The 26,095-nt window shown below is 67.7% G+C and carries 25 protein-coding genes and 1 tRNA gene; 14 read left to right on the top strand and 12 right to left on the bottom strand.

What is annotated here, in order from left to right; genetic code table 11:
• Positions 1-24: 24 nt before the first annotated feature.
• From AT699_RS04370 to def, 3 genes are read left to right on the top strand one after another with little or no spacing between them, the layout of a single operon-like run.
• Complete coding sequence (locus AT699_RS04370; RefSeq protein ID WP_024067786.1) at positions 25-1,161, top strand: 2-aminoethylphosphonate--pyruvate transaminase; 1,137 nt, start codon at positions 25-27, stop codon at positions 1,159-1,161.
• An 11-nt stretch (positions 1,162-1,172) separates the two neighbouring features.
• Entirely contained in the window at positions 1,173-1,568 is a 396-nt protein-coding gene (gene gloA, locus AT699_RS04365; protein WP_006388855.1) for a lactoylglutathione lyase, read from the top strand.
• Positions 1,569-1,586: 18 nt separating this feature from the next.
• A complete protein-coding gene (gene def / locus AT699_RS04360) occupies positions 1,587-2,120 on the top strand; it encodes a peptide deformylase (RefSeq protein WP_024067785.1) in 534 nt (177 codons plus the stop codon).
• Here the strand turns inward: def and AT699_RS04355 are convergent.
• Positions 2,108-4,381, bottom strand: a complete 2,274-nt coding sequence (locus AT699_RS04355) for an acyl-CoA dehydrogenase (protein WP_024067784.1) — start codon at positions 4,379-4,381, stop codon at positions 2,108-2,110. The genes def and AT699_RS04355 overlap by 13 nt on opposite strands.
• Before the next feature lie 148 nt (positions 4,382-4,529).
• Here AT699_RS04355 and AT699_RS04350 point away from each other — a divergent pair, with 148 nt between their 5' ends.
• Positions 4,530-5,759: a nucleoside recognition domain-containing protein gene (locus AT699_RS04350; RefSeq protein WP_024067783.1), complete on the top strand. Its 1,230-nt coding sequence runs from the start codon at positions 4,530-4,532 to the stop codon at positions 5,757-5,759.
• Positions 5,760-5,835: 76 nt separating this feature from the next.
• On the opposite strand, the gene pyk is transcribed toward AT699_RS04350, so the two are convergent.
• Complete coding sequence (gene pyk, locus AT699_RS04345) at positions 5,836-7,278, bottom strand: pyruvate kinase (protein WP_024067782.1); 1,443 nt, start codon at positions 7,276-7,278, stop codon at positions 5,836-5,838.
• A gap of 106 nt (positions 7,279-7,384) precedes the next feature.
• On the opposite strand from pyk, the gene AT699_RS04340 reads away from it, so the two are divergent.
• A complete protein-coding gene (locus AT699_RS04340) occupies positions 7,385-8,527 on the top strand; it encodes a glycerate kinase (RefSeq protein WP_058207556.1) in 1,143 nt (380 codons plus the stop codon).
• Positions 8,528-8,596: 69 nt separating this feature from the next.
• Here the strand turns inward: AT699_RS04340 and rsmA are convergent, their stop codons facing one another.
• From rsmA to AT699_RS04325, 3 genes are read right to left on the bottom strand one after another with little or no spacing between them, the layout of a single operon-like run.
• A complete protein-coding gene (gene rsmA / locus AT699_RS04335) occupies positions 8,597-9,388 on the bottom strand; it encodes a 16S rRNA (adenine(1518)-N(6)/adenine(1519)-N(6))-dimethyltransferase RsmA (protein WP_024067780.1) in 792 nt (263 codons plus the stop codon).
• A gap of 18 nt (positions 9,389-9,406) precedes the next feature.
• Entirely contained in the window at positions 9,407-10,975 is a 1,569-nt protein-coding gene (locus AT699_RS04330) for a peptidylprolyl isomerase (RefSeq protein WP_047992622.1), read from the bottom strand.
• Positions 10,972-13,365, bottom strand: a complete 2,394-nt coding sequence (locus AT699_RS04325) for an LPS-assembly protein LptD (RefSeq protein ID WP_058207216.1) — start codon at positions 13,363-13,365, stop codon at positions 10,972-10,974. The genes AT699_RS04330 and AT699_RS04325 overlap by 4 nt, the downstream gene beginning before the upstream one ends.
• Positions 13,366-13,533: 168 nt before the next feature.
• Here AT699_RS04325 and AT699_RS04320 point away from each other — a divergent pair, with 168 nt between their 5' ends.
• The 6 genes from AT699_RS04320 (at position 13,534) to AT699_RS04295 (ending at position 18,558) form a co-directional block, all read left to right on the top strand.
• Positions 13,534-14,574: an aminoglycoside phosphotransferase family protein gene (locus AT699_RS04320; RefSeq protein WP_024067776.1), complete on the top strand. Its 1,041-nt coding sequence runs from the start codon at positions 13,534-13,536 to the stop codon at positions 14,572-14,574.
• Positions 14,574-15,260, top strand: a complete 687-nt coding sequence (gene murU, locus AT699_RS04315) for an N-acetylmuramate alpha-1-phosphate uridylyltransferase MurU (protein ID WP_024067775.1) — start codon at positions 14,574-14,576, stop codon at positions 15,258-15,260. Before AT699_RS04320 ends, murU begins: the two co-directional genes overlap by 1 nt.
• Before the next feature lie 159 nt (positions 15,261-15,419).
• Positions 15,420-16,118 carry a DUF6776 family protein gene (locus AT699_RS04310; protein ID WP_006388844.1) on the top strand — a complete coding sequence of 233 codons (699 nt, stop codon included), beginning with the start codon at positions 15,420-15,422 and terminating at the stop codon, positions 16,116-16,118.
• 135 nt (positions 16,119-16,253) lie between these two features.
• The gene (locus AT699_RS04305; protein WP_006388843.1) at positions 16,254-17,888 is read left to right on the top strand and encodes an FAD-dependent monooxygenase; all 1,635 of its coding nucleotides are present in this window, start codon (positions 16,254-16,256) and stop codon (positions 17,886-17,888) included.
• Complete coding sequence (locus tag AT699_RS04300; RefSeq protein ID WP_006388842.1) at positions 17,885-18,106, top strand: hypothetical protein; 222 nt, start codon at positions 17,885-17,887, stop codon at positions 18,104-18,106. The genes AT699_RS04305 and AT699_RS04300 overlap by 4 nt, the downstream gene beginning before the upstream one ends.
• Entirely contained in the window at positions 18,103-18,558 is a 456-nt protein-coding gene (locus tag AT699_RS04295; protein ID WP_006388841.1) for a MarR family winged helix-turn-helix transcriptional regulator, read from the top strand. Before AT699_RS04300 ends, AT699_RS04295 begins: the two co-directional genes overlap by 4 nt.
• A gap of 56 nt (positions 18,559-18,614) precedes the next feature.
• On the opposite strand, the gene AT699_RS04290 is transcribed toward AT699_RS04295, so the two are convergent.
• The 4 genes from AT699_RS04290 to AT699_RS31400 all read right to left on the bottom strand — a co-directional run bounded on the left by AT699_RS04290 (position 18,615) and on the right by AT699_RS31400 (position 20,609).
• Positions 18,615-18,941, bottom strand: coding sequence for a 4a-hydroxytetrahydrobiopterin dehydratase (locus tag AT699_RS04290; RefSeq protein WP_020925100.1), 327 nt, complete (start codon positions 18,939-18,941; stop codon positions 18,615-18,617).
• An 11-nt stretch (positions 18,942-18,952) separates the two neighbouring features.
• On the bottom strand, positions 18,953-19,600 hold the full coding sequence (locus AT699_RS04285) for an OmpA family protein (RefSeq protein ID WP_026382362.1): 648 nt from the start codon (positions 19,598-19,600) through the stop codon (positions 18,953-18,955).
• A gap of 84 nt (positions 19,601-19,684) precedes the next feature.
• Positions 19,685-20,368, bottom strand: a complete 684-nt coding sequence (locus AT699_RS04280) for an HAD family hydrolase (RefSeq protein WP_024067772.1) — start codon at positions 20,366-20,368, stop codon at positions 19,685-19,687.
• Positions 20,369-20,459: 91 nt separating this feature from the next.
• A complete protein-coding gene (locus AT699_RS31400; protein WP_024067771.1) occupies positions 20,460-20,609 on the bottom strand; it encodes a hypothetical protein in 150 nt (49 codons plus the stop codon).
• Between the two features lie 101 nt (positions 20,610-20,710).
• Here AT699_RS31400 and AT699_RS04275 point away from each other — a divergent pair, with 101 nt between their 5' ends.
• The gene (locus tag AT699_RS04275; RefSeq protein ID WP_024067770.1) at positions 20,711-21,334 is read left to right on the top strand and encodes an FMN-dependent NADH-azoreductase; all 624 of its coding nucleotides are present in this window, start codon (positions 20,711-20,713) and stop codon (positions 21,332-21,334) included.
• A gap of 125 nt (positions 21,335-21,459) precedes the next feature.
• Here the strand turns inward: AT699_RS04275 and AT699_RS04270 are convergent, their stop codons facing one another.
• From AT699_RS04270 to AT699_RS04260, 3 genes are all read right to left on the bottom strand, one after another.
• On the bottom strand, positions 21,460-22,404 hold the full coding sequence (locus AT699_RS04270) for a metallophosphoesterase (protein ID WP_006388832.1): 945 nt from the start codon (positions 22,402-22,404) through the stop codon (positions 21,460-21,462).
• A gap of 321 nt (positions 22,405-22,725) precedes the next feature.
• A tRNA-Lys gene (locus AT699_RS04265) sits at positions 22,726-22,801 on the bottom strand.
• A 173-nt stretch (positions 22,802-22,974) separates the two neighbouring features.
• Entirely contained in the window at positions 22,975-23,721 is a 747-nt protein-coding gene (locus AT699_RS04260; protein WP_006388831.1) for a 3-oxoacyl-ACP reductase family protein, read from the bottom strand.
• A gap of 117 nt (positions 23,722-23,838) precedes the next feature.
• On the opposite strand from AT699_RS04260, the gene AT699_RS04255 reads away from it, so the two are divergent.
• Together AT699_RS04255 and AT699_RS04250 are read left to right on the top strand one after the other, a co-directional pair.
• Positions 23,839-24,483, top strand: coding sequence for a TetR/AcrR family transcriptional regulator (locus AT699_RS04255; RefSeq protein ID WP_006388830.1), 645 nt, complete (start codon positions 23,839-23,841; stop codon positions 24,481-24,483).
• 11 nt (positions 24,484-24,494) lie between these two features.
• A complete protein-coding gene (locus AT699_RS04250; protein WP_006388829.1) occupies positions 24,495-26,090 on the top strand; it encodes a sensor domain-containing diguanylate cyclase in 1,596 nt (531 codons plus the stop codon).
• Positions 26,091-26,095: the final 5 nt, after the last annotated feature.

The following is a 26,095-nucleotide window of genomic DNA, read 5'->3' as shown; positions in this document are numbered from 1 at the left end:
CCCAGCCCCCACGGAGACAACCCCATGCTTCTGCTGATTCCCGGCCCGGTCACGACCGATGCGCGGGTCAAGGCCGCCATGGCGCAGGACTACGCGCCCTGGGACAACGAATTCCGCGCGCTGTACCGCCAGGTCTGCGCCGACGTGCTGCGCGTGGCCGAGGCCGATGCGGCTGAGCACGTGGCGCTGGCGCTGCCGGGCTGCGGCCATTTCGCGGTGGAAGCCGCCATCCGCACCCTGGTGCCGCCCGGCGGCCGCCTGCTGGTGCCCTCCACCGGCGCCTACGCCGGCCGCCTGCAGAAACTGGCCGCCGAGGCCGGCCGCGTCGCCGTGCCGCTGTACGTGGGCGCGCGCGACCGCGTCGATCCCCTGGCCGTGGCGCAGGCGCTGGAGCAGAACCCGAGCCTGACGCACGTGGCGCTGGTCTACAGCGAGACCGGCAGCGGCATCTGCCATGACGTGCCGGAACTGGCCCGCATCGCCCATTCTCTGGGCCGCCGCGTCATCGTTGACGCGGTCTCGGCGTTCGGCGCATTGCCGCTCGACATGCGCGCCCTGCCCGCCGTGGACGCCGTGGTGCTGACCGCCAACAAATGCCTGGAGGGCTTGCCCGGCGCCGCCTTCGTGGTGGGCCGCCGCGACAGCCTGGAAGCGGCGCGCGGCAACGCCGGCAGCTGGTCGCTGGACCTGGCCGACATCTACCAGCACACCCTGGCGCCCAACGCCGGCCCGCGCTTCACGCCGCCGGCGCCGACACTGGCGGCGCTGGCCGTGGCGCTGGAGCTGTATCATCAGGAAGGCCGCGAAGCCCGCCTGGCGCGCTACACCGCCAACATGCGCGCCCTCTACGACGGCGTGGCCGGCCTGGGGCTCAGCCCCTACCTGCCGCCCGCGCTGCAAGGCCCCATCGTCGTCAACGTGCACGCGCCCGACGCGCCGACCTGGAACCTGCAGCTGTTCGTGGACGCGGTCAAGCAACGTGGCTTCGTGCTCAGCAATTTCACCAACACCGAACCGCCCACTTTCCGGGTCGGTTGCATCGGCGCCTTCGGGCCCGACCAGATGCGGCTTGCGGTCGACGCCATGGGCGGCGCGCTGCAAGACCTCGGCATAACCGGGGAACCCCACGTGCAGGGTTTCCCGCCACCTCTCATCGCTTAAGGAATTCCACCATGCGTATGCTCCACACCATGCTGCGAGTCGGCAACCTCGACAAGTCCATCGACTTCTACACCAACGTGCTCGGCATGCGCGTCCTGCGCCGCAACGACTACCCCGATGGCAAGTTCACGCTGGCGTTCGTCGGCTACCAGGATGAATCCGAAGGCGCCGTGATCGAGCTGACCCACAACTGGGACACCGACAAGTACGACCTGGGCACCGGCTACGGCCACATCGCCCTGGAAGTCGACAACGCCTACGAAGCCTGTGACAAGGTCAAGGAACGCGGCGGCAAGGTCACCCGCGAGGCCGGCCCGATGAAGCACGGCACCACCGTGATCGCCTTCGTCGAGGACCCGGACGGCTACAAGATCGAATTCATCCAGAAAAAAGGACGAGTGGACTGAACCCCACCCGCCATCGCCATGATCCACTCCATCCTCAAAATGGGCGATCCCCGGCTGCTGCGCGTCGCGCCGCCGGTCGAGCGCTTCGATACCCCCGAGCTGCACGCCCTGATCGAAGACATGTTCGAGACCATGGCGGCGGCGCAAGGGGTGGGCCTGGCCGCGCCGCAGATCGGCGTGGACCTGCAACTGGTCATCTTCGGCTTTGACCGCAACGAGCGCTATCCCGACGCGCCGGCGGTGCCGCAGACCATCCTGTGCAACCCGGTCATCACGCCGCTGTCCGACGACATGGAAGACGGCTGGGAAGGCTGCCTGTCGGTGCCGGGGCTGCGCGGCCTGGTGCGGCGCTACCGCCACATCCGCTACCAGGGCAAGGATCCCTACGGTCGCGACATCGACCGCGAGGCCGAGGGCTTCCACGCCCGCGTGGTGCAGCACGAATGCGACCACCTGATCGGCCGGCTCTATCCTTCCCGGATCCAGGATTTCTCGAAATTCGGCTTCACCGAAATCCTGTTCCCCGGCATGGACCCGAATCAGGACGACTGATCGTCCTTCGGGACGGGAGCCGGGCTCGGCTCCTGCCCCGGAGCCAGTTCCTCCGGCGCGAAATCGTCCACCTGCAGCACCCGCGAGACGATCGCCTCGGCCTCCTCCAACTGCGCCGCCTGCGTCGCCGTGATGGCGCCGTGCCGGTGCGCCTCGCGCCAATCGCGCACGCCCGACTGCCGCAGCCGGTCACGGATCGGCTGCACCGCATCGACCACGGCGAAGGCGCGGGTCAACAGCGCCAACGGATCGTCATCGCCCTGGCCACCGCCCGCTGAACGTTGCAGGTCGGCCGCCAGCCGCGCATGGGTGGGCGACGGCTTGAGCAGCAGTTCCGCGCATTCGCGGGTCAGCGCATCGCCCGGCCCCCGCGCCAGTCGCAGCGGCAGGATGGCCGCGCGCAGCGCCCAGGCCAACGGCCGGCCAGGCAGGTTCGACAACACCTGGTCCATGCGTTTTTCGATCTCGGCGTAGCCCTGCTCCATGCACCAGCGCACCAGCGGCAGGTCGTCGTGCTTGCGCCCTTCGTCCTCCCAGCGCTTGAGCACGGCCGACAGCAGGTACAGTTCGGCCAGGATGTCGCCCAACCGAGCCGAGAGCAGCTCGCGGCGCTTGAGACCGCCGCCCAGCCGCGCCAGCGCGGCGTCGGCCAGCAGCGCGAAGCCGGCCGCATAGCGTCCCAGCCGGCGGTAGTGGCCGGCGGTGGGGCCGGACACCGGTGACGGCGCCAGCAGGCCGCCGGTCCAGGCGCGGCCGATGGCGCGCAGCGTGTTCATGCCGGTGTGGCGCAGGTGGCGCCAGAACACGTCGTGGAACACCTCCATGCCGCGCTCTTCGTCGGGATTGCCCAGCGCCAGGATCTCCGGCATCAGGTAGGGGTGGGCGCGGATCGCGCCCTGGCCGAAGATGATCAGGTTGCGCGTCAGGATGTTGGCGCCCTCGACCGTGATGGCGATGGGCACCGCCCGGTACAGCGCGCCCAGGTAGTTGCTGGGACCGTCGATCACGGCGCGGCCGGCATGCACGTCCATGGCGTCGTTGACCGATATCCGCATGCGCTCGGTGGCGTGGTATTTCATGATGCCGGACACCACCGCCGGCTTCACGCCCTGGTTCAGCGCCGCGCAGGTCAGGCGCCGGGCCGCTTCCACCAGGTACGCGTTGCCCGCCAGGCTGGCGAGCTTTTCCTGCACGCCCTCGAACTTGCCGACCGGGATGCCGAACTGTTCCCGCACCCGCGCGTACATGCCGGTGGCGTGCGCGCTCATCACGCACGCCGCCGCCGACAGCGACGGCAAGGAAATGCCACGCCCCGCCGCCAGCGCGCTCATCAGCATCTGCCAGCCATGGCCGGCGCGCTCGACGCCGCCGATCAGCGCGTCCAGCGGCACGAACACGTCACGGCCGCGGTTGGGGCCGTTCTGGAACACCTGCATCGCCGGCAGGTGGCGGCGGCCGATCTCGACGCCGGGCGCGTCGGTCGGCACCAGCGCCACCGAAATGCCGATGTCGCGCGGACCGCCGCCCAGGATGCCGTCGGGATCCGACATCTTGAACGCCAACCCCAGCACCGTGGCCACCGGCCCCAGCGTGATGTAGCGCTTGTGCCAGTTCAAGCGCACGCCGATCAGCTCGCGGCCGTCCACCACCTGGCGGCAGACCACGCCGGTATCGACCATGGAGGCAGCGTCGGAGCCGGCCTCGGGGCTGGTCAGGCCGAAGCACGGCACCTCGCGGCCGTCGGCCAGGCGCGGCAGCCAGTAGTCGCGCTGGGCTTGCGTGCCGAACTGCATCAACAGTTCGCCCGGCCCGAGCGAGTTGGGCACCATGACCGTGACGCCGGCGGTGATCGAATAGGCGGAGATGCGCCGCACCACCTCGGAATGGGCGTAGGGCGAGAAGCCCAGGCCGCCGTGGCGCTTGGGGATGATCATCCCGAAGAAGCGCTGCGCCTTCAGGAAACTCCAGACTTCCCGCGGCAGGTCGCGCCGGTGCCAGGTGATATCCCATTCGTCCAGCATGGCGCACAGCTGCGCCACCGGGCCGTCGATGAAGCGTTGCTCATCCGGCGTCAGGGCCGCGGCGGGCACGTCCAGCAGCTTGCGCCAATCGGGGTTGCCGGTGAACAGGTCGGCCTCCCACCAGGTGTCGCCGGCCTCGATGGCCTCGCGTTCGGTGGCCGACAGCGGCGGCATCGCGTTGCGGGCCCAACGGTACGCGGGTTCGGAGATGCGGCGCCGGCGCCATGCGTTGAAATCCATGTGACCCCCTGTCGTTCGATGCCACTGGGCATATCGGGGCAAAGTACCAGAATTGCGCCATCGGGGCCAAACCGCGATGGTCCGACTCTGCGACAATGGGCCTCCCCGCGCTGGTGCGCAATCCAATCGTTATCCGGGCACACACCGCATGCTGAACAAACTCTGGCTGGGCTTCTTCCTGACCGCCGCCGCGGCCGCGCTGTACCGCTGGCTCGCCATCGGCGACCCGGACGTGTTCCGCGCCATGGTCGCCAGCCTGTTCGACATGGCGCGCGTATCCGTCGAGGTGATGGTGCTGCTGTTCGGCACGCTGACGCTGTGGCTGGGGTTCCTGCGCATCGCCGAAGGCGCCGGGCTGGTGGAAAAACTGGCGCGGCTGCTGGGGCCGCTGTTCGCGCGCCTGATGCCCGAGGTGCCGCGCAACCACCCCGCGATCGGCTTGATCACGCTCAACTTCGCCGCCAATGGCCTGGGGCTGGACAACGCCGCCACGCCAATCGGCCTGCGCGCCATGCGCGAACTGCAATCGCTCAATCCCAAACCCGACACCGCCAGCAACGCCCAGATCCTGTTCCTGGTGCTCAACGCCTCGTCGCTGACGCTGCTGCCGGTGACGCTGTTCATGTTCCGCGCGCAGCAGGGCGCGCCCGATCCCACTCTGGTGTTCCTGCCGATCCTGCTGGCCACCAGCGCGTCGACGCTGGCGGGTTTCCTGGCGGTGGCGGCGTGCCAGCGCCTGCGGCTGGTCGATCCCGTCGTGATGCTGTGGCTGGGCGGCGCGGCGCTGCTGCTGGGCGGCTTCATGGCGCTGCTGGCCAGCATGTCGGCCAGCGCCATCGCCGCGCTGTCGTCGCTGATGGGCAACCTGGCGCTGTTCGGCATCCTGCTGGCCTTTCTCATCGTCGGCGCCTGCAAGAAGGTGCCGGTGTACGAGGCCTTCATCGAAGGCGCCAAGGAAGGCTTCGACATCGCCAAGAGCCTGCTGCCGTACCTGGTGGCAATGCTGTGCGCGGTCGGCGTGCTGCGGGCCTCGGGCGCGCTGGATTTCCTGCTCGACGGCATCCGCTGGCTGGCCGCCAATGCCGGCTGGGACACGCGCTTCGTCGACGCGCTGCCCACCGCGCTGGTCAAGCCGTTCTCGGGCAGCGCGGCCCGCGCCATGATGCTCGAAACCATGACGCACTTCGGCGTCGATAGCTTCCCCGCGCTGCTGGCGGCGGTGGTGCAAGGCAGCACCGAGACCACCTTCTACGTGCTGGCGGTGTATTTCGGCTCGGTCGGCATCCTGCGCGCGCGCCATGCGGTGGGTTGCGCGCTGGTCGCCGACCTGGCCGGGGTGCTGGCGGCCATCGGCGTGTGCTACTGGTTCTTCGGTTGAACGGCGCCGGCCGCCAGCCACGCTGCCTCGACGGCGCGCCAGGCCTGCCTACAGGCACCGCGCGCCGCGAAACCGCTCAATCCACCAGCAGGATCTTCATGCCGTTGGTGCCGCCGCTGTCGCGGTAGAAGTCGCCCTTGGTCAGGATGACCCAGTCGCCCTCTTTCACCAGATTGCGCTTCTTCAGCTCGTCGATGGCGGCGTTGCTGAGATCCGCCGGCTCGTAGTCCGACGGCGCGAACGGGATGGTGTAGACGCCGCGGAACATGGTCACGCGGTTCTGCGTGACGCTGTGCGGGCTGTAGCAGTAGATCGGCACGCCCGAGCGGATGCGCGACATGATCAGCGGCGTGTGGCCGCTTTCGGTCAGCGCGATGATGGCCTTGACGCCGGGGAAGTGGTTGGCCGCGTACATGGCCGCGAGCGCGATGGTTTCGTCGCAGCGCGTGAAGGTCTCGCCCAGGCGGTGATGCGACTGCGTGCTGGTGGGATGCTTTTCCGCGCCCAGGCAGACGCGCGCCATGGCCTGCACCGTCTCGACCGGATACGAACCCGAGGCGCTCTCGGCCGACAACATTACCGCGTCGGTGTAGTCCAGCACCGCGTTGGCCACGTCCGAGACTTCGGCCCGGGTGGGCATCGGGCTGGAGATCATCGACTCCATCATCTGGGTCGCGGTGATCACCACCTTGTTCAGGGTTCGGGCATGCTGGATGATGCGCTTCTGGATGCCGACCAGTTCGGCGTCGCCCACTTCCACGCCCAGGTCGCCGCGCGCCACCATCACGCCGTCGCTGGCGCGGATCAGCGCGTCCAGCGCCTCGTCGTCGGCCACGGCCTCGGCGCGCTCGATCTTGGCGATGATCCAGGCCTCGCTGCCGGCGGCGCGCAGCAGTTCGCGCGCCTCGTCGATATCGCTGCCGTAGCGCGGGAACGACACCGCCACGTAGTCCAGCTGCATTTCGGCGGCCAGCTTGATGTCGACGCGGTCCTTGTCGGTCAGGCTCGGCGCCGACAGGCCGCCGCCGCGGCGGTTGATGCCCTTGTTGTTGGACAGCGGGCCGCCCACCGTGACGGTGGTGTGGACCTCGTCGCCCGCGACGCTGTCGACCACCAGCACCACGCGGCCGTCATCGAGCAGCAGCTCGTCGCCGACGCGGCAGTCCGTCACCAGCTCGGGATAGTCGATGCCGACGATGCTGGCCGTGCCGGCGTCCTTCGGATGCACCCGCGACAGCGTGAACGGCTGCCCGACCTGCATCTGCACCAGCTTGTCGGTGAAGCGCGCGATGCGGATCTTGGGGCCCTGCAGGTCGCCCATGATGGCGACGAAGCGGCCCTGCCGCGCGGCGCTCTCGCGCACCAGGCGGGCGCGTTCGCGGTGGTCGTCGGCGCTGCCGTGCGAGAAGTTCAGCCGCGCCACGTCCAGGCCGGCCTTGATCATGGCGTCGATGCGTTCCGGCGTCGACGTCGAGGGGCCCAGGGTGGCGACAATTTTGGTGCGGCGCAATACAGGCATGGCGATCCACTCTCACGTGAACAACGAAAGCGCTATGGTACGACGGCGGCGGACACGCGGGTATCATGATCGACATCCCGTCCCTCAACGCACCGTGGCCGACCTCGTGAAAATCGTCATCGCACCCGACTCCTTCAAGGAAAGCGTCTCCGCCCCCGACGCGGCCGCGGCCATCGCGCGCGGCGTCAAGGCCGCCTGTCCCGGCGCGCACACGGTCTGCATCCCGATGGCGGACGGCGGCGAAGGCACGGTCGAGGCGGTGCTCGCGGCGGCGGGAGGCCAGGCGCGCCAACACACGGTCAACGATGCGCTGGGCCACAAGGTCGATGCCGTGTGGGGTTTGCTGGAAGATGGCACCGCCGTCATCGAAATGGCGGCGGCCGCCGGCCTGGAACTGATCGCGCCGTCCAGGCGCGACCCGCTGCGCGCCAGCAGTCACGGCGTGGGCGAATTGATCCTGGCGGCGCTGGACGCCGGCGCCGTGCGCATCATCCTCGGCCTGGGCGGCTCCGCCACCAACGACGGCGGCGCCGGCATGCTGACCGCGCTGGGCCTGCGCCTGCTCGACAAGGACGGCCGCAGCCTGCCTCCCGGCGGCGGCGCGCTGGGCCAGTTGGCCAGCATCGACCCACGCGGCCTCGACTCCCGGTTGGCGAACACGCGCATCATCATCGCATCCGACGTCGACAATCCACTGTGCGGCCCACAAGGCGCCTCGCATGTCTTTGGCCCGCAGAAGGGGGCCACGCCCGAACAGGTGCAGACGCTGGACGCCATGCTCGGCCACTTTGCCGACATCTGCGCGCGCCAGCTGGGCAGCGACCGCCGCCATGACGCTGGCGCGGGCGCGGCCGGCGGCCTGGGTTTCGCCGCCAAGACCTTCCTGAACGCCGACTTCCGGCCCGGTGTCGAGATCGTCGCCGAGCTGGGCGGGCTGGCCCAGGCCATGGAAGGCGCCACGCTGGCCTTCACCGGCGAGGGCCGCATGGACGCGCAGACCCTGCGCGGCAAGACGCCCGCGGGCGTGGCCCGCATCGCGCAACAAGCCGGCGTGCCGGTGGTGGCGCTGGCCGGCTCGCTGGGCGAGGGCTACGAGGCCCTGCATGCAGGCGGCATCAGCGCCGCCTTCAGCCTGGCGCCCGGTCCGATCACCCTGCAACAGGCCCTGGCCGATGCCGAACGCCTGCTGCATGACCGCGCGCGCGACGTCATGCAATTGTGGATGGCGGCGCAGAAGCGCATGCTGTAGTGGTCACCGCGTCATGACGAAAAAAAGCCCGCTGATCGCGGGCTTTTGCTTGCCTGTGGCGGCGCGGCATCAACCGCCCTGCAACACGCCGGCCTCGACCAGCGCATCCGACAGGCGGATGTAGCGGTCCACCGAGATATCCTCGGCGCGCGCGGTGGGCGCGATGTCCAGCGCCTCCCAGGGCACCTGCGGCGCCCAGTCGGCCAGCACCCGGCGCAGCATCTTGCGGCGCTGCGAGAAGGCGCGCGCCACCACGGTCTCGAAGGCGCGCGCGCTGACCGGGCGCAGGCGCTCGGCCGGCAGCGGCACCATCCGCACGATGGCCGACACCACCTTGGGCGGCGGATCGAACGCCTCCGGCGGCACGTCGAACAGCTTGTGCATGCGATAGCGCGATTGCAGCATCACGGACAGGCGGCTGAAATCGCCGCTGCCGGGCTGCGCGACCATGCGGTCGATCACTTCCCGCTGCAGCATGAAATGCTGGTCGCGCACGTGATCGGCCCAGGCCATCAGGTGGAACAGCAGCGGGCTGGAGATGTTGTAAGGCAGGTTGCCGACCACCCGCAGGCCCGCGCCGAACTGCGAGAAATCCACCGTCAGCGCGTCGGCCTCGACCACCGTCAGGCGGCCTTCCTCGAACTGCTTGCGCAGGCGCGCCGCCAGGTCGCGGTCGATCTCGACCGCGGTCAGGTGATCGAGCCGCTCGAGCAAGGGCCGCGTCAGCGCCGACAGGCCGGGGCCGATCTCGACCACGGTATCGCCGCGGGCGGGATTGACCGCCCGCACGATCGACTCGACCACGCTTTCGTCGGTCAGGAAGTTCTGGCCAAAGCGCTTGCGCGCCTGGTGTTGAGACATGAAAAACTCGGGCTGCGATCAGCGGTTGTTCTGGTTGATACGGTCCTGCTTTTCAAGCCGGTTGTCGATGTACGCCTGGGCGCGCAACTGATCCAGCCAGTCTTCGAAAGCGGGTTGGGCGCGGCGCTCGAACAAGGTCTGGCGCGCCTTCATGCGGGCCAGGTCATCGGTGGCGTCGTGCTGGCGGCGCTCTTCGACCTGGATCAGGTGCCAGCCAAACGGCGTCTGGATGGGCTGGCTGATCTCGCCGGGCTTGAGCGCGTTCATGGCGGCCTCGAAGGGCGGCACGGTCTCGCCGGGGTTGAGCCAGCCCAGGTCGCCGCCCTGCGGCGCGGTCGCGTCCTGCGAATACTGGCGCGCCATGTCGTCGAACTTGGCATCGCCGGCCACCAGGCGCTGGCGCACTTGCTCCAGGCGTTGGCGCGCCTGCTCGTCGCTCATGACCGTCGAGGTCTTGATCAGGATGTGGCGCGCATGCGTCTGCATCACTTCCACCGGGCCTTGCGGCGCCTGGGCCTGCGGCTGCGGACGGGGCTGCGGCGCCGGCGTGGGAACCGGGGCGCGGGCGGTGCGGCTGGGCGCCGGCTGGGCCGTGCCACGATCCATCACCTTGAGGATATGGAAGCCGTTGCCGCTCTGGAGCAGGCCGCTGACCTGGCCCTTCTGCAGATTGGCGATGGCCTTGGCGAACAGGTCGGGCCAACCGTCCAGCGGACGTACGCCCATGACGCCGCCCTGCAGCGCTTCGGGACCGTCCGAACTGGCGGCGGCCAGGCTGGCGAAGTCGTCGCCGCGCTTGACGCGCGCCAGCAGGTCTTCGGCCTTCTTGCGCAGCGCGGCCAGTTGCTCTGGTGACGAGCCTTCCGGCACCCGCACCAGGATCTGGGCCACGGCATAGAGCATCGGGCCGGCCGGCGCGGCGGCCTGCTCGGGCGCGGCTTCCGGTTGCGGCTGCGGCTGGGCCTGCTGCGGCGCGGCCGCGAAGGCCGGATTGCGGCGCTGGTCCTTCAGGAAGGCGTCGACCTCGGCATCGGAAATGACGATGGTGGAATCCACCGCGCGCTGACGCAGGCGGTCCGACCGGATCTCGTCCATCAACGACTTGCGGTAGCTGTCCCAGGAGACGCCGGATTTCTCGATCTCAGCGCGCAATTGCGCCACGCTGATCTTGTTGCGACCCGCGATCGTGGTGATGGCCTGATCGACCTGGGCGTCAGTGACGCGGATGCCGAGCCGGTCGGCTTCATGACGTTGCACGCGTTCCATGATCAGGCGCTGCAACACCTGATGCTGCAACGCCTTGTCGTCGGGCACCTGGATGCCACGGGTCTTCAATTCAGCGGCAATGCGCAGCGAGGCGTCGCGTAGTTCACGCAGGGTGATCACGTCTTTGTCGACCACGGCCGCGATGCCGTCGACGAACTGCTCCCCGGCGGGCGCCGGTGCGCTTTTCTGCGTGGCGGCGGGCGCGTTCTTGGTCCCCTTGCCATTCGGCTCCGCCGCATGCGCGGCGGAAAAGGCGGCGCAAACAGCCAGCAACAGCGCATTGCCGGAGAAGCGGCGCAAAGAGTGCAACCTACGCATCATTCATACCTTTCAAATGTGGTCCCGGTCGGCGCGGGCGGGGTGATGCGCGAGTAACCGGGGATACTTCTGTTCAGCAGGTTCATCGGATCGGTTCCCAGGGAACCCAGGCCGGTCAACTCGAGCTGGAAGAACAGTGCCGTATTGGCGTCGGTGGCCGACACGGCGTAGCGCTGGAAGACCATGCGGCCGACCCAGCAGCAGTCGCCCTTGTATTCGAGGCCGGCGATGGCCTGCGTGACACGGGGCGAATCGGTGGTGCCATTGACCGTGCTGGACGGGCCGTCGCGCAAGGAATAGTCGACCCGACCCACACCGTACCAGCGCTTGGTGAACGGCCATTGCACCGCCAGACTGATCTGGTTCTGCCCTTGCGGCTGGTAGAGCACGCCGGGCTGCGGATCGCGCTGATAACGATAGGCCAGCGCCACCGTCGTCAAGCGCTGCGGCGACCAGCGGGCGCTAAGCAGCCCGCGCGACCATTGGTTGTCATAGGGGTTGTACTGCGCGGCCACGTCGGTGGTGAGGGTATCGGTCAGCGCCGCGCTGGCGCCCACGAGGAAGTCCGACCGGACATTCTCGCGCGGCGTTTCTCCCGGCAAGGTGACCTTCTGGTCGGCGAAGTACAGGCGCTGCGCCACGGCCACCGAGGCGCGCTCGAAACCGGTCGACGCATCGAGCCAGCGCGTGGTCAAGGCGGCAGTGAGCTGATTGGCGTTGGAAATGCGGTCCCAGCCGCCCGAGTAGATGTTCTCGTCGAAGGCCTGCGAAAAGCTGAAATCGGACAGCGACGTGTCGTAGACCGGAATCTTGGATTGGTCGCGGTACGGCACACGCAGGTAGTACAACCGCGGCTCCAGGGTCTGGATCGAATCCTTGCCGAACAGCGTGGTGTCGCGCTCGAAAATCAGGCCGGCATCCAGCGACATGATGGGCACGGTACGCGACTGCGAGCGCGGGTAGCCGAACGAGGTGCCGGCATTGGCCGTGCCCGAGTTCAAGCCGAGCCAGTCGCCGTGATACCAATCGGTCTGGTACTGGGTGTAATTGACCCCGGCCTTGGGAATCACGAACCAGCCCGGACGGACGATCGGATACGATACCGTCGGGTAGGTCTGCAGCCGGTCGCCGTTGGGACCGTTGCGATTGCCCAGGAACAGTGGCTTGCTGAAGCGCACCGCGGTCGAGGTCCAGTCCACGTCGAAGCCGCCCCAGTCGTAGCGGGCGCCGCGCAGGTACAGCTCGGGCTGCTTGTCATAGGGCGGCGTCAACAGCGCATCCGGATCCTGCAGGGTCTGGTACTTGTAGACCTGCGCATAGGCGCTCCAGTACGTCGAGGACCAGCCCACCCGCGCGCGCTGCGGCAGGTAGGTGGTGGACGCCTGGTTCAAACCCAGCTGCGAAATATCGCGGAAGTAATCGTTGTCCGAGACCTTGGCCACGTCCCAGTCGGCGTAGAAGCCGTTGCCGAGCAATTGCTGGTGACGCCACCAGTACATCCAGCGGTCTTCGCCACTTACGTTGTCATGCGGCAGATAGGCGCCGTAGACACTGCCCGCGTAGCTCGCCCCCAGGTAACGGAATTCCCCCCCCAGTTGCAACCCGCGCTTGGAGAAGTAGCGCGGCTGGAGGGTTGCGTCGTAATTCGGCGCGATGTTCAGGTAATACGGCAGCGAGAAGTCGAAACCGCCTTTGCTGGTGGTGCCGTAGGTCGGCATCAGGAAACCCGACTTGCGCTCCTTCTTGACCGGGAAGGTCATGTAGGGCGAAGCCAGGATCGGCACGTCCTTGAAGTACAGCACGCCATTGCGCGCCACGCCTTCGTTTTCGTCGAAGTCGATGTCGACCATGTTGGCCTTGATGTACCACGACGGCGTCTCGCACGAGCAGCCGCTGTAGGTCACCGTATGCAGCCGCATCTGCGACTTGCTGAAGATGTCGGCTTTGTCGGCCACGGCGAAGCCGCCGGTGGCGCCGAGCCAGAAATTCGGCTTTTCGACTTCGCCCGAATACTTGTCGACGTTGAACTTGGCGTTGGGCCCGGTGACCAGCGTGCCATCGCGCATCATGCGGGCGTTGCCCTGCACGTCGACCTCGCCGGTGTCCTTGCGGTAGTTGATGCGGTCGCCCTTGATCACGCCGTCGATGCGGCGCACCTGCGCCGCGCCGGTCAGGGTCAGGTCGGAGTCCGGATCACCCTCGATGGTGTCCGCTTCCATATAGGCGGGGATGTTGCCGTCCGGCAGGCGGTGCATCCGCAGTCCGGGGGACGTGCGCAGCTCGGGGGCCGCGGTGATCGACGTCGCCGAGGAAGCCGAACCTTGGCTGCCCTGGGCCTGAACGGCCCCGGCGACGCTGATAGCAGATAGGATCAACCACCGAACCTTGCGCACGAGTGAAAACAGCCCTTTTTTACGATGGGGGAACCAGGCAAAGGCGCCCGGGAAGGGCCAATGCTAACGGAAACGAGCCGGTATTATAGAGAAGCCGCGCCAGACGCCCAGCCTTATGTGCGCGCAACCCATTTTTCCGCAATATTGCACTTCTGACACGGATCTTCCTTGAAAAACGATCATGACCCCCGCCTGGAGCAGATCCGCGCCTGGCTGCAGGGCCTGCCCGCCGCGTTGGGACTGGCGGTGGATACCCTGCGCCCCGCCTCCGCCGACGCCAGCTTCCGCCGCTATTTCCGCCTGGACGCCGCCGGTCGTACCCTGATTGTGATGGACGCCCCGCCCCAGCATGAAGATTGCCGCCCCTTCCTGCATGTGGACCAGCTTCTGAGCGACGCCGGCCTGAACGTGCCCGCCGTCATCGAACAGGACCTCGCCCAGGGACTGCTGCTGTTGTCCGACCTGGGCGAGCAGACCTATTACCAGCGCATCCAGGACGGCGTGGACGACGCCAGCCTGCAATCGATGTACCGCGACGCCCTGGCGGCGCTGGTGCGCCTGCAGCAGGCCAGGACCACCGGCCTGGCCCACTACGACAGCGCGCGACTGGCCGATGAACTCAAGCTGTTTCCCGAGTGGTACGTACAGAAGCACCACGGCGCCACGCTCGACGACAAGACCGCCCAGGCCCTGGAAAAGATCTTCGCCCTGCTCTCGGCCAGCAATGGCAACCAGCCCACGGTGCTGGTGCATCGCGACTACCATTCGCCCAACCTGATGGTCTGCGACCAGCCGCAATACGGCCCCAACCCCGGCGTCATCGACTTCCAGGACGCCCTGGCCGGCCCCATCACCTATGACCTGGCGTCGCTGGTGACGGATGCCCGGACCACCTGGGAAGAGCCCCAGCAGCTCGACTGGGCCATCCGCTACTGGGAAATGGCGCGCGCGGCCGGGCTGCCGGTCGACGCCGATTTCGCCGAGTTCCACCGCGCCTACGAATGGATGGGCCTGCAGCGCAACCTGCGCATCCTGGGCGTGTTCGCGCGCCTGAACCACCGCGACGGCAAGGCCCACTACCTGGCCCATATGCCGCGGGTGAACGGCTACGTGCGCCAGGTGGCGCAGCGCTACGGCGTTTTCACGCCCCTGCTGCGCCTGCTGGACAGGCTCGACGACCGCCAGGTCAGCGTCGGATACACCTTCTGATGCGCGCCATGATCCTCGCCGCGGGCCGCGGCGAACGCATGCGTCCGCTGACCGACCGGCTGCCCAAGCCGCTGCTGCCGGTCGGCGGCAAGCCGCTGATCGCCTGGCACCTGGAACGGCTGGCCGCGGCCGGCTTCCGGGACGTTGTCATCAACCACGCCTGGCTCGGCCACGAGATCGAGCGCGCCCTGGCCGACGGCGCCGCCTTCGGCCTGCGGATCCGGTATTCCCCCGAGGCCGCCGCCCTGGAAACCGCCGGCGGCATTGCCCAGGCGCTGCCGCTGCTGGGACCGGATCCGTTCCTCGTCATCAACGGCGACATCTGGTGCGACTGGAACCCGGCCGCCGCCCCCGCCCTGGCAACCGCGCTGCCCACGGGCGGCGCCTGGCTGCTGATGGTCGACAATCCGCCGCAACATCCCCTCGGCGATTTCGCGCTGGACCGCGACGGCCGCGTCCGCGCTGACGGCGAACCCCGTTTGACCTTCTCCGGCATCGGCGTCTACCATCCCATGCTATTCGCGGGCGTGGCCCGCGGCACGGCCGCGCGGCTCGCACCGCTGCTGCGGCAGGCCATGGAGCACGATCACGTCCGCGGCGCGCGCCACACCGGCCGCTGGGTCGACGTCGGCACCCCCCAACGACTGGCAGACCTCGATGCCGAGCTCGGTTCCAGTCCGGTCTGAGGTCCGCTCGATGCCCACATATTTCACAATATCAAGGTGCGCAACCAGGCTTGTCCGCGTACCCATCGCGCCCGGTTAACCGGGTATTCTCTGACGCTTTGGCCAGTGCGCGCGGCGCGCGGCCAGGCACAACACACAGGACGTTTTCTAGGAATGGGGATGTTTGGAAGATCGCAACGGGCCGTATTCAAGCCCTCCGTATACCAACCCGGCCAACGCACGCGCCGCATGCCGCGCTGGCTGGTCCTGCTGCTGGTGGGCATCGCCCTCGGCGCGGGCGGCGTGCTCTTCCTGCAGACCAACTACGGCCCGCAGCGGCTGACCGTCGAGCAATCCGAACAACTGCACACCGAACTCAGCGCCTCCAAGCTGGAAAACCAGCGCCTGCAAAGCCAGCTCGAAGAAGCCACGCAGCAGCGTGACGCCAACAAATCCGGCCATGAAAAGCTCACCGCGGACCTGGCCGACGCCCGCGCCAAGCTGGACACGCTGAACAAGGAACTGGTGCTGTTCCAGGACGCCATGCCGCCCGATCCGCGCGGCGGCAACCTGGGCATCCGCTCGGCCACCTTCAAGCGCCAGCCCGGCCTGCTCGACTACCAGGTGCTGGTGATGCGCGAAGAGCGCACCGGCGCGCCCTTCAAGGGCACGCTCACCTTCTCGATCGATGGCAGCTACTCCAATGGCCGCGCCGCCACCGTCACGCCGGAAGGCCCCGCCCTCAACGTCGACCGTTACGACTACGCCCTGGGCCAGTTGAAGTTGCCGGACGGCTTCACGCCCAAGGTCGTGGTGCTGCGCGTCATGGACGGCAACCAGAAACAGCAGGCGATGCGCATCTATTACGTGCGCAACTGAAGTGCGCAACTGAACGCCATCGCGCCACACGGAACCCGCCCTCGCCGGCGGGTTTTTTTTGGTCCAGTCGAAATGGTTGCGCACTCAACTATTTCGATTATATAGTTGCGCAAACAACCAACTATCGGAGACCTGATGACACTGCCTGCCCACGTGCCCGTCCTGATCGTCGGCGGCGGTCCGGTGGGGCTCACCCTGGCCGCCCTGCTCGCGCACTACGGCATCGCCTCGCTCACGCTGGAAGCCGACGACGGCTATTGCGACGGCAGCCGCGCCATCTGCATCTCGCGCCGCTCGCAGGAAATACTCGGCTGGATCGGCGCCGACGCGGCGCTCAATGCCACCGGACTGCCGTGGACCGGCGGCCGCAGCTACTACCGCGACCGCGAAGTGCTGCACTTCGAAATGCCGCACGACCCGCTGCAGCGCTTCGCGCCCATGGTCAACATCCAGCAGTACTTCGTCGAGGAATACGCCCATCAGGCCTTGCAGCGCCAGCCAGGCCCGGCGGCACTGCATTGGTCCGCCCGCGCCGTCGGCGTGCGCTCGACGGCGGACGGCGTGCAGGTCGATGTGGACATCGCCGGACACCGCCATGCCTTGCGGGCCGACTGGCTGGTGGCCTGCGATGGCGGGCGCAGCAGCGTGCGCGAAGCGCTCGGCCTGAAGCTGGAGGGCATGCAATACGAAGGCCGCTACGTCATCGTCGATATCGAACAGGCGTCCCACCGGCCGGTGGAACGCCTGGCCTGGTTCGATCCGCCCTCCAATCCCGGCTCGACGCTGTTGATGCACCGCCAACCCGGCAATGTCTGGCGGGTGGACTACCAGATCCGCGACGACGAAGACGCGGCCGACGCCGTCGCCCCCGGCAACGTGCTGCCCCGCGTGCAGAGCCATCTGGACATGATTGGCGAAACAGCGCCATGGAAGCCGCTCTGGATCTCGCTCTACAACGCCAAATGCCTGACGCTGGAGCGCTACCGCCATGGCCGCGTGCTGTTCGCGGGCGACGCCGCCCACCTGGTGCCGATCTTCGGCGTGCGCGGCCTGAATTCGGGCCTGGACGATGCCGGCAACCTGGCCTGGAAGCTGGCCTGGGTCCTGCGCGGCCAGGCGCCCGACAGCCTGCTCGACAGCTACAGCGACGAACGCGTCCACGCCACCCGCCAGAACCTGGCCTACGGCGCCAAGAGCACCGAATTCATGGCGCCCCCCGACTTCGGCTTTCGGCTGATGCGCGAGGCCGCGCTGCGGCTGGCCTTGAGCGACGAGCGGGCGCGGCCGCTGATCAATCCGCGCCAGTCCGCCCCCATCTCCTACGAGGGCTCGCCGCTGAACCTGGCGGACGATGCCGCCGCGCAGCCCCTGGCCGCCGCGCCCGGCCAGCCGGCTCCCGACCTGCTGCTGGCCGATGCCGACGCCGTGCCACGCTACCTCAGCGCTTGTTTCGGCCAGGGCTTCGTGCTGCTGGCCTGCGCGCCGGATGCGGCGATGGCCGCTGGCCTGCAAAGACTGGCCGCCGCCACCCGCCAGGCGCCCTGCCCGCTGGTCACGATCGTGGTGGGCGGGCCCGCGCCGGGCGCCTGGAGCGATCCGCACGGGCATCTGCACGAGCGGTTTGGCGCGCAACCCGGCACGGTCTGGCTGCTGCGCCCGGACGGCTACGTGATGGGCCGCTGGGCCATGCTCGACGCAACGGCCCTGCGCGCCGCACTGGCGCCCTACTACCCCATGCTCGAATCGTCCCGCCAGGAGACACAACCATGAACGACGACCAACTGGACCAGGTCTACACCCGGATGGCGCAGGCCCTGACACGGGTGGGCGAAGCGCGGGCGCCGCTGTTCCTGTCGATCCTGGGCCTGTCGGCGCTGGCGCGCCTGCCCGACGCCCAGGCGGCCTGCGCCTTGCTGGCGCAGGCCGAGGCCGCCTGCGCCGCCCCTGTGGCAAACTATCCCGCCGCCACCGCCGACAGCCCGACGTGACCACGCCCGCCCTCGAACGATTCCTGACCTATCGCCTCCACGTGATCAACAAGATCACCGACCGGGACACGAATCGCGCCTACCTGGAAGATTGCGGCATCCCGCTGGGGGAAGCGCGCTGCCTGGCGGCCATCGGCCGCTACGCGCCGCTATCGGTCAACGACCTGGCCCGGGCCGCCAACCTGAACAAGGGCCAGGCCAGCCGTTCGGCCCAGGCCCTGGCCGGGCGCGGGCTGATCGAGAAAAAGGATTCGGCCGCGGACGGCCGCGGCGTCGTGCTGTCCCTGACCCCCACCGGCCAGGCGCAGTATCGGCGCATCATCGACCTGATCGCGCGCCGCAACCAGGATATCTTCGGCTGCCTGAGCGCCGAAGAGCAGCGCCAATTGGGCGACATGCTCGACCGCCTGATCGCGCACCAGCGCGAGCGCCCCGAGGCGCCGCAAGACTGAGCGCCGCCGGCTCGTCCGCCCGCCGGTGGGCGGGCGGACTGCCTTCCCGCCGCCTCCTAGAGGCCCGCTTTCGGCGCGGTCGCGCCCATCTGCGCGGCGGCCTCGTCCATGAATTGCGCCATGCGCACATCCAGCTCGGTCACGCCGCCCGCGTCATGCGTGGTCAACATGACGTCCACCCGGTTGTAGACGTTGGTCCATTCGGGGTGGTGATTGAGCTTCTCGGCGAACATGGCCACGCGCGCCATGAAGCCGAAAGCGGCGTTGAAATTGGGGAACCGGAAGCGCTTTTCGATGGCGTCGCGCATCGCGACCGCCTGCCAACCGGACAGGGCGGCGACCGCGGTGTCGGTGCCAATGCGAGCTGGGGGGAACATGCTCATGGTGAACTCCGCTACGACTTGACCGCGTACAGATAGACTTCGACCCGGCGATTCAGCGCCCGGCCTTCGGCGGTGGCATTGTCGCCGATCGGATCGCTGGGTCCGCGTCCCTCGACCGAAAGCCGTGTCGCCGCCACGCCCTGGCGCGACAGATAATCCGTCACGCTGCGCGCCCGGTTCACCGACAGGGTCTGGTTGTGCGCCAACGCACCCGTGCTGTCGGTATGGCCCACCACCTTGGCGCGCAACTCGGGATGCTGGTTGAGCGAACGCGCCACGCTGTCCAGCACCGGCAGCAACGCCGGCTTGAGATCGGTCTTGTCGGTGTCGAAGGACACATTGCTGGGAATATTGACCTTCAGGCTGCCATCCGGCATTTCGACCACATCGATGCCCAGCGAAGTCGCGCCCGACCGCTGCACATCGTCCTTCACCACCTTCCAGTTGTAGCCGATCAGGCCGCCGGCCACCGCGCCGATGCCGGCGCCCACGGCCGCGCCGGTGCCATGGCCGATCAGGGCGCCGATGCCGGCCCCCACGGCGGCGCCGGCCCCGGTCCCCACGGCGGTATTGGTTTGCTGCTGGGTGGCGCAACCCGCCAGCAGGGCGCCCGATGCCGCGACTACAGCGATACGCTTGAGCATTGTTCTTGAGTGCATGACAACCTCCACGATCCTGTCGGTGCGCCGGCACCATGCCGGCAGGATCATGTTAAGCCCAGGTCCGTCCCCCGTGTCAGCCGGCTACGCGCAACAGTTTGTACCGTCGCGGCCGGCCCCGCCGAACCGGGCCAGCCACGGCAACGCATCTTCCAGTCGCGCCGACTGCGCGGCGGGCGCCGGCGCGCCCGCCGGCAATGCCAGACCGACACGATTGTGCCAGTAGGTGGCCAGCCCCACCTTGCTGGTGCCGAACAGGTCATATCCGGAACCCGCCACGAACGCCGCCTGCGATGCCGGCGTTTCCAGGCGCGCCAGCGCCAGCTGGTAGGGCCGCGGGTCCGGCTTGTAGTAGCCCGCCTCTTCCGAGGTCACCACCACGTCCCAATCCACGCCCAGCAGGGCGGCCGCGCGGTGTCCCAGGCGCCGCGAACAATTGGTCACCACGCCCAGCCGGCAGTGCGGCCGCAAGGCAGCCAGCAACTCCCGCGCTCCATCCCACGCCGCAAGCTGATCCCAACCCGCCTCCAACGCCGCCGGCGCGCTGGCCGGCAATCCGACCGCCACGGCCGCCGCCTCGACCAGTTGCTCATACGGCTGGTAGGCGCCGCAGCCATAGGTCAGGCGCAGATATTCCGCGCGCCAGGCCCGGCCCCGCGCCTCGGACCCCGCGGCGGCATTCCACACCGTCCAGGAATCCAGCAACGCGGTCAACAGATCGAACAGCACGACACGGGGATAGGCGGCGGGCGCGGCAACGGCGGACATGGCAATACTCCTTGGAATTCGATGGCACCACTATAGAGACATGGCCGCTGGCCGTGATTTAGCCTGGATGCAAGCACCTTTAAGTTGAACCTTAATGCTGGCAGGCCTGCGCGAAGTCGGCACGGCAGGCGTGCGCGGCGCGATCCAGGGCAGTGCGGGCGATCGCCACGATCACGAAAACGTGCCGTCCGGCGGCGCGCGAACGCGTGGAGCGGCCGGGCTTGCAATTGAATCGGGTCACGATAAAATTGCCTTCTAAACAATTGCAATTGCAATTATATTGCCCGGCGTGGCGTGATTGGCCGCGGCCGGCCCTTCCCGCCCTTCTCCGGATCACGCAGCATGCGTCTCTTGAACATCGAATCCTCCCCGCGCGGCCGCCGCTCCGCGTCGATCTCCATCGCCAACGCCTTCATCGATGCCTACGGCAAGGCCTGCCCCGCGCTGCAGGTCGATACGCTGAATGTCTGGGAGGAAGACCTGCCGGAATTCGACGGCAAGGCGATAGGCGCCAAGTACAAAGGCGTGTCGAAAGAACCGCTGGACCCTGCCGAAGCGTCGATCTGGACACGCATCGGCGCGCTCGCGCGGCGCTTCCAGCAAGCGGACCGGATCGTCCTGGGGGTGCCGATGTGGAATTTCGACTACCCCTACAAGCTCAAGCAGCTGATCGACCTGGTCAGCCAGCGCGGAATGTTGTTCGGCTTCGACGGCAAGGCCTACGAACCGCTGCTCGGCATCCCGCGCGCCTTGGTCATCCACGTGCGCGGACAGAGCCACGATCCATCCACGTACGCGGCCAGCCCCGGCTTCGCGCACCAGGCCGACTATCTCGACTTCTGGCTCCGCTTCATCGGCGTCAAGGAGATCCGGCGCCTGATGGTGGAACACACCTGGGATGGCAGGGCGACGGAGACCATTGCGCGCGGCCGGGCTGACGCCGCGACGATGGCGGCGGATTTCTAGCCGGGTCCGCCCCGCGCCCGCTGGTTCCGGCGGCAGTGTCGTCCGGCGGAGTACTGCCAGGCGTCCATGGCTACCCTGCCTGTCGGTACTTCCTGCTGGCGAGTGCCGGTGACTCCGTGGCGGCGCTATGCCCGTTCCCAGACCAGCTTTTCATTGGACAGCGTGTCTTCTCCGTCCCAACGGTACGCCACGAGGGGACCGCCCGCCGCGGCCGACCAATCCAGGCATGCGAGCTTCCCGCTCTCGATCCTGGGCTGCCCCTTGAACCAATGATGGCCGATGAAAATGGGCGCGCCGGTGGTGGGAGTCCGGTTGAAGCCCTCGGGCAATGCCAAACCGTGAATCTGTGCTTCCTGGCCAGCCGGCACCAAGGCGACCTCATGCAAAGCGCTCGCCCAATCGCGCCAATTGGCCAGCCGCACCTCGTAATGACGGTGCCCCTCCTTGTCCTCTATGTAGCGGCCGTCAGGCAAAGCCAACTCCGCGCCTGAAGTGAGCAGCTTTCTCGCTCGCTCCAGATCCGAGCCCTTTTCATGAGTGGCCACCAGCATGGCGTCATCCAGCGGCTGGCCAGGCAGCCAGCCCGCATCGGCCAACGCCTTGACGGCGCCGTCGTCCCAGCATGCATGGGCAACGCGAATGCCGCCCAAGTCCATGTAGGGCGGCAACTGGCGGAACCAGGCAACCCAGGCGGCATGCTCCGGGCTGCCTTCACCTATCTGATTGATGAAGGCACTGTGCTGCTTGCGGTTCTTTCGGCTCTTCTCCGAATCGCCACGATTGGGACGCAGGAACTCGCCCGGATTGTGCGGGTCTGCGGTGACATAGCCGATGGCGTTGAATTCATGGTTACCCATGATGCACAAAGCCTGGCCGTCATCCATCATGGCGCGGACGATTTCCAGGACACGGCGCTGCCCCGCGCCTCGATCCACCAGATCACCAAGGAATATCGCCTGATGGCCTTGGGGGGCCTTGTAGCCCCTGCCCGCCGGCACGTATCCGAGGCAGCGCAGCAACCCCTCGAGTTTCAGGTCCTCTCCGTGGATGTCGCCAATGATGTCGTACATGCATCCTCCTGTATGGCTTCCCCCTCTGCCGATCTGCGGGAAGCGCCTGACAGGCTGGGGAGATGACGCCAATCCAACAGCCGCTGCAGCCTTGTCGAGGACGATGATACACACGCGAAAAGGTCGGCGTTGTTCCAGACAACCAGGGGGTGCAAGGCCAAAACATGTGAGGCCAGAAGATGTATAGCCAAAACTGCGCGGTCGAAATACGCGCGGCGAAACTCCCGCGGCCAAAATTCCCGAAAAGCAAAAAGCAAAAAGCAAAAAGCAAAAAGCCCACCGTTTCCGGTGGGCTAAGCGCTTGGTACTACTAGAGAATTCTGGTGGGCTGTGAGTGGCTCGAACACTCGACCTACGGATTAAGAGTCCGCTGCTCTACCAACTGAGCTAACAGCCCTGCATGCTCATCCACATCTGCTTGGGACCCGGCGCTTTCGCGTCGTTGCCGCTGCGTTTCGTTGTGTTTGAACTGCGAAGAAGCGAGATTATAGGGAGCTTTTTTTAAATGTGCAAGTCGGTTGTCGATCCGCCGCAAAAAGTTGCCAGCCGGGGACAACTGAAGCGCCGCGATCAGGCCGCGTAGCCGCCATCCACCGCCAGGCTGGCTCCCGTCACGTAGCGCCCGTCCGGCCCGGCCAGGAAGGCGACCATGCCCGCGATGTCGCGCGTCTCACCGTAATGTGGCAGTGACAGCACCGCCACCAGGTCGCCGGCGCGTTCGCCGTCGGCCGGGTTCATGTCGGTGTCGATGGGCCCCGGGTGCACCACGTTGGCGGTGATGCCGCGCGCGCCAAGGTCGCGCGCCAGTCCACGCGTCATTCCCAGCAACGCCGACTTGCTGGCCGAGTACAGCGTCACGCCCGCGCGGCCCGAGCGTTCCGCCAGGCAACTGCCGATATTGATGATGCGCCCGCCATCCGGCATCGACGCCTGCGCCGCCTGGATGGCCACGAATGGCGCGCGCACGTTGATGTTCATGGTGCGCTCGTAGTCGTCCAGCGTGACCTCGCCCAGCGGGCCGGCGAGGAAGATGCCCGCGTTGTTCACCAGCACGTCCACCGGCCCCAGTTCGTCGATGGCCTGCTCCACCGCCTGGCGCACCTGCGCCGGATCGGCCGAATCCGCCTGGATGGCCCGCGCGCGGCGGCCGCCGGCTTCCAGTTCGCGTGCCAGCGCGGCGGCGCTGTCGCGCGACGACGCGCTGACATAGGTGAAGGCGACGTCGGCGCCATCCGCCGCCAGGCGCCGCACGATCGCCGCGCCGATGCCGCGGCTGCCGCCGGTTACGAAAGCCACTTTTCCGTTCAGATTCTGCATGGTTCAACCTTAATTTGTAGTGATCAGTACAAATATGATCCGACGCCCACGAACGGACGTCAATGATTTTTTTATCGATCAACACAAAATATCTGTCCCGAGTAAAATCATGCGCATATGGCAGAACGTGGGCGCCCCCGGAACTTCGACCGAGCCCAGGCCTTGCGCAAGGCCATGGAAGTCTTCTGGTCGAAGGGATACGAAGGAGCATCGCTAACCGATCTGACGGCCGCGATGGGCATCAACTCGCCCAGCCTCTACGGCGCATTCGGCTCAAAAGAAGGACTATTTCGCGAGGCCGTGCAGCTTTATCGCGACACCGATGGCGCCGCTTCGCGCCGCGCGCTGGCCGCGGGCGCCACCGCCCGCGAAGGGGTCTGCGGCATGCTGCTGGCGGCGGCCGAGCGCTTCACCGCCCCCGGCGCCCCGCCCGGTTGCCTGATCGTGCTGGGCGCGCCGTCCGGCGCGGAAAGCCACGACGGCGTGGGCGTCTTCCTGGGCGACAACCGCCGCGAAATGCAAAGCCGCATCCTCGCCCGCCTGACCGCTGCCGCCAGCGCCGGCGAGCTGCCCGCGGGGGCCGACCTGAAAGGCCTCGCGGCGTTCTACACCACGATCCTTCACGGAATGTCGATCCAGGCGCGCGACGGCGCCAGCCGCAAGACCCTGCAAGCCGTGGCGCGCCAGGCAATGTGCGCCTGGGATGCGCTCACGGGCAGCGCGCCCCAATCCGACCCGCCCTCCGGCCGGGCCCACGCCTGACGCCCCCTTCCATGCTCCGCATCGACCTACGGCGCCTCATCCTCTGGATCAGCCTGCTGTCGATCTTCCTGGTACTGGCGGCGGGCCTGCATGCCAGCTACCTGGTGCAGCGCGACCTGCTGCTGCATAACGCGCTCGAGAGCAACCGGGTCTACGCGGCCAAGCTGGCGGCCACCACCGAATATTTCCTGGGCGACCTGCGCCGGCACCTGGCCTATAGCGCCGATGTGCTGGCGGACATGGAGACCCATCCCGGACTCATGGCGTCGGAAACCCGCCGCCAGGAAGAGCAGCTGGGCCATTTCAACTCCAGCTTCGTGGTATCGGCGCAAGGCGAGGTGCTGGCGGTGTCGACCTCGTATCCGCAGCTGCGGGGCCAGCACATGACCAGCGATGCCGCCAAGACGGCGCTGACCACGCGGCGGCCATTCATCAGCGAACCGTTTCGCGCCAGCAACGGGCGCTGGCTGATCCTGTACACCCATCCCATCTTCTCGCGCGACTACCGCTATCTCGGCTATATCGCCGGCACGCTCTACCTGCACGAGGACAACGTGCTGGACCGCCTGCTGGGCCAGCATTTCAACCGCGACGATTCCCTGTTGTACGTGCTGTCGCGCGATGGCACCCTGATCTACCATCCGGACCGCAGCCGCCTCGGCCAGGCGTCCGCCGACAAGGCCGCGCTGGCCGCGGCGTTGCGCGGCGAGACCGGCGAAATCCGTTTCACCGACGCCTCCCGCAACGCGATCCTGGCAGGCTATGCGCCCGTGCCCAGCACCGGCTGGACCATCATCGCGCAACGGCCGGTCGCCAGCACCTTGCTGCCGCTGAACGATCTGCTGATGGCGACGGCGCGCAACACCCTGCCGTTGCTGGTGATGTCGATCGTGCTGATCTGGTTGCTGTCGCGCTGGATCGCCCGCCCGCTCGGCGAGCTGGCCGGCATTGCCAAGCGCATGCAGGACCCCGATTCCGCCGAGCGCATCCGCAAGGTGCGCTCCTGGTATTTCGAGGCCTCGCAGCTCAAGCGCGCGCTGTTGATGGGACTGACGTCGATCCAGCACAAGATCCGCGACCTGCGCCGCGCGTCCACCACCGACACCCTGACCAGCCTGCTGAACCGGCGTGGCCTGAACGAGGCCATGGCGTTGCTGCAGGCGGCCGAGACGCCGCTGGCCATCGTGGCGCTGGACATCGATCACTTCAAGAACATCAACGACCGCTACGGCCACGCCGCCGGCGACCGCGCCCTGCAGATTCTGGCGGCGTTGCTGACCGAAGGTTCACGCGGCGGCGACACCGTCGCCCGCAGCGGCGGCGAGGAATTCGTGATGCTGATGCCCGGCGCGTCGCTGGCGGCCGCGGTGGGCGCCGCCGAGCGCCTGCGCCTGAAACTCGAACGGCTGGGGACCGACACGGGCCTGCCCGCGCCCATCACCCTGTCGGCTGGCGTGGCCTGCTACCCCGCCCATGGCGCGACGCTGGACGAAGTCATGCAACGCGCCGACCGCGCCCTCTACTACGCCAAGAACCACGGCCGCAACGCGGTCTGCGTGGCGGACAACCATGCCGCGGACGGCGCGCGCATGGCGCTGCCGCGCTGACCGCG

It is taken from the genome of Achromobacter xylosoxidans, assembly GCF_001457475.1.
Taxonomy (GTDB): Bacteria; Pseudomonadota; Gammaproteobacteria; order Burkholderiales; family Burkholderiaceae_B; genus Achromobacter; species Achromobacter xylosoxidans.
The sequence above is the reverse complement of the archived record's forward strand: the minus strand, read 5'-3'. Positions and strand labels throughout refer to the sequence as shown.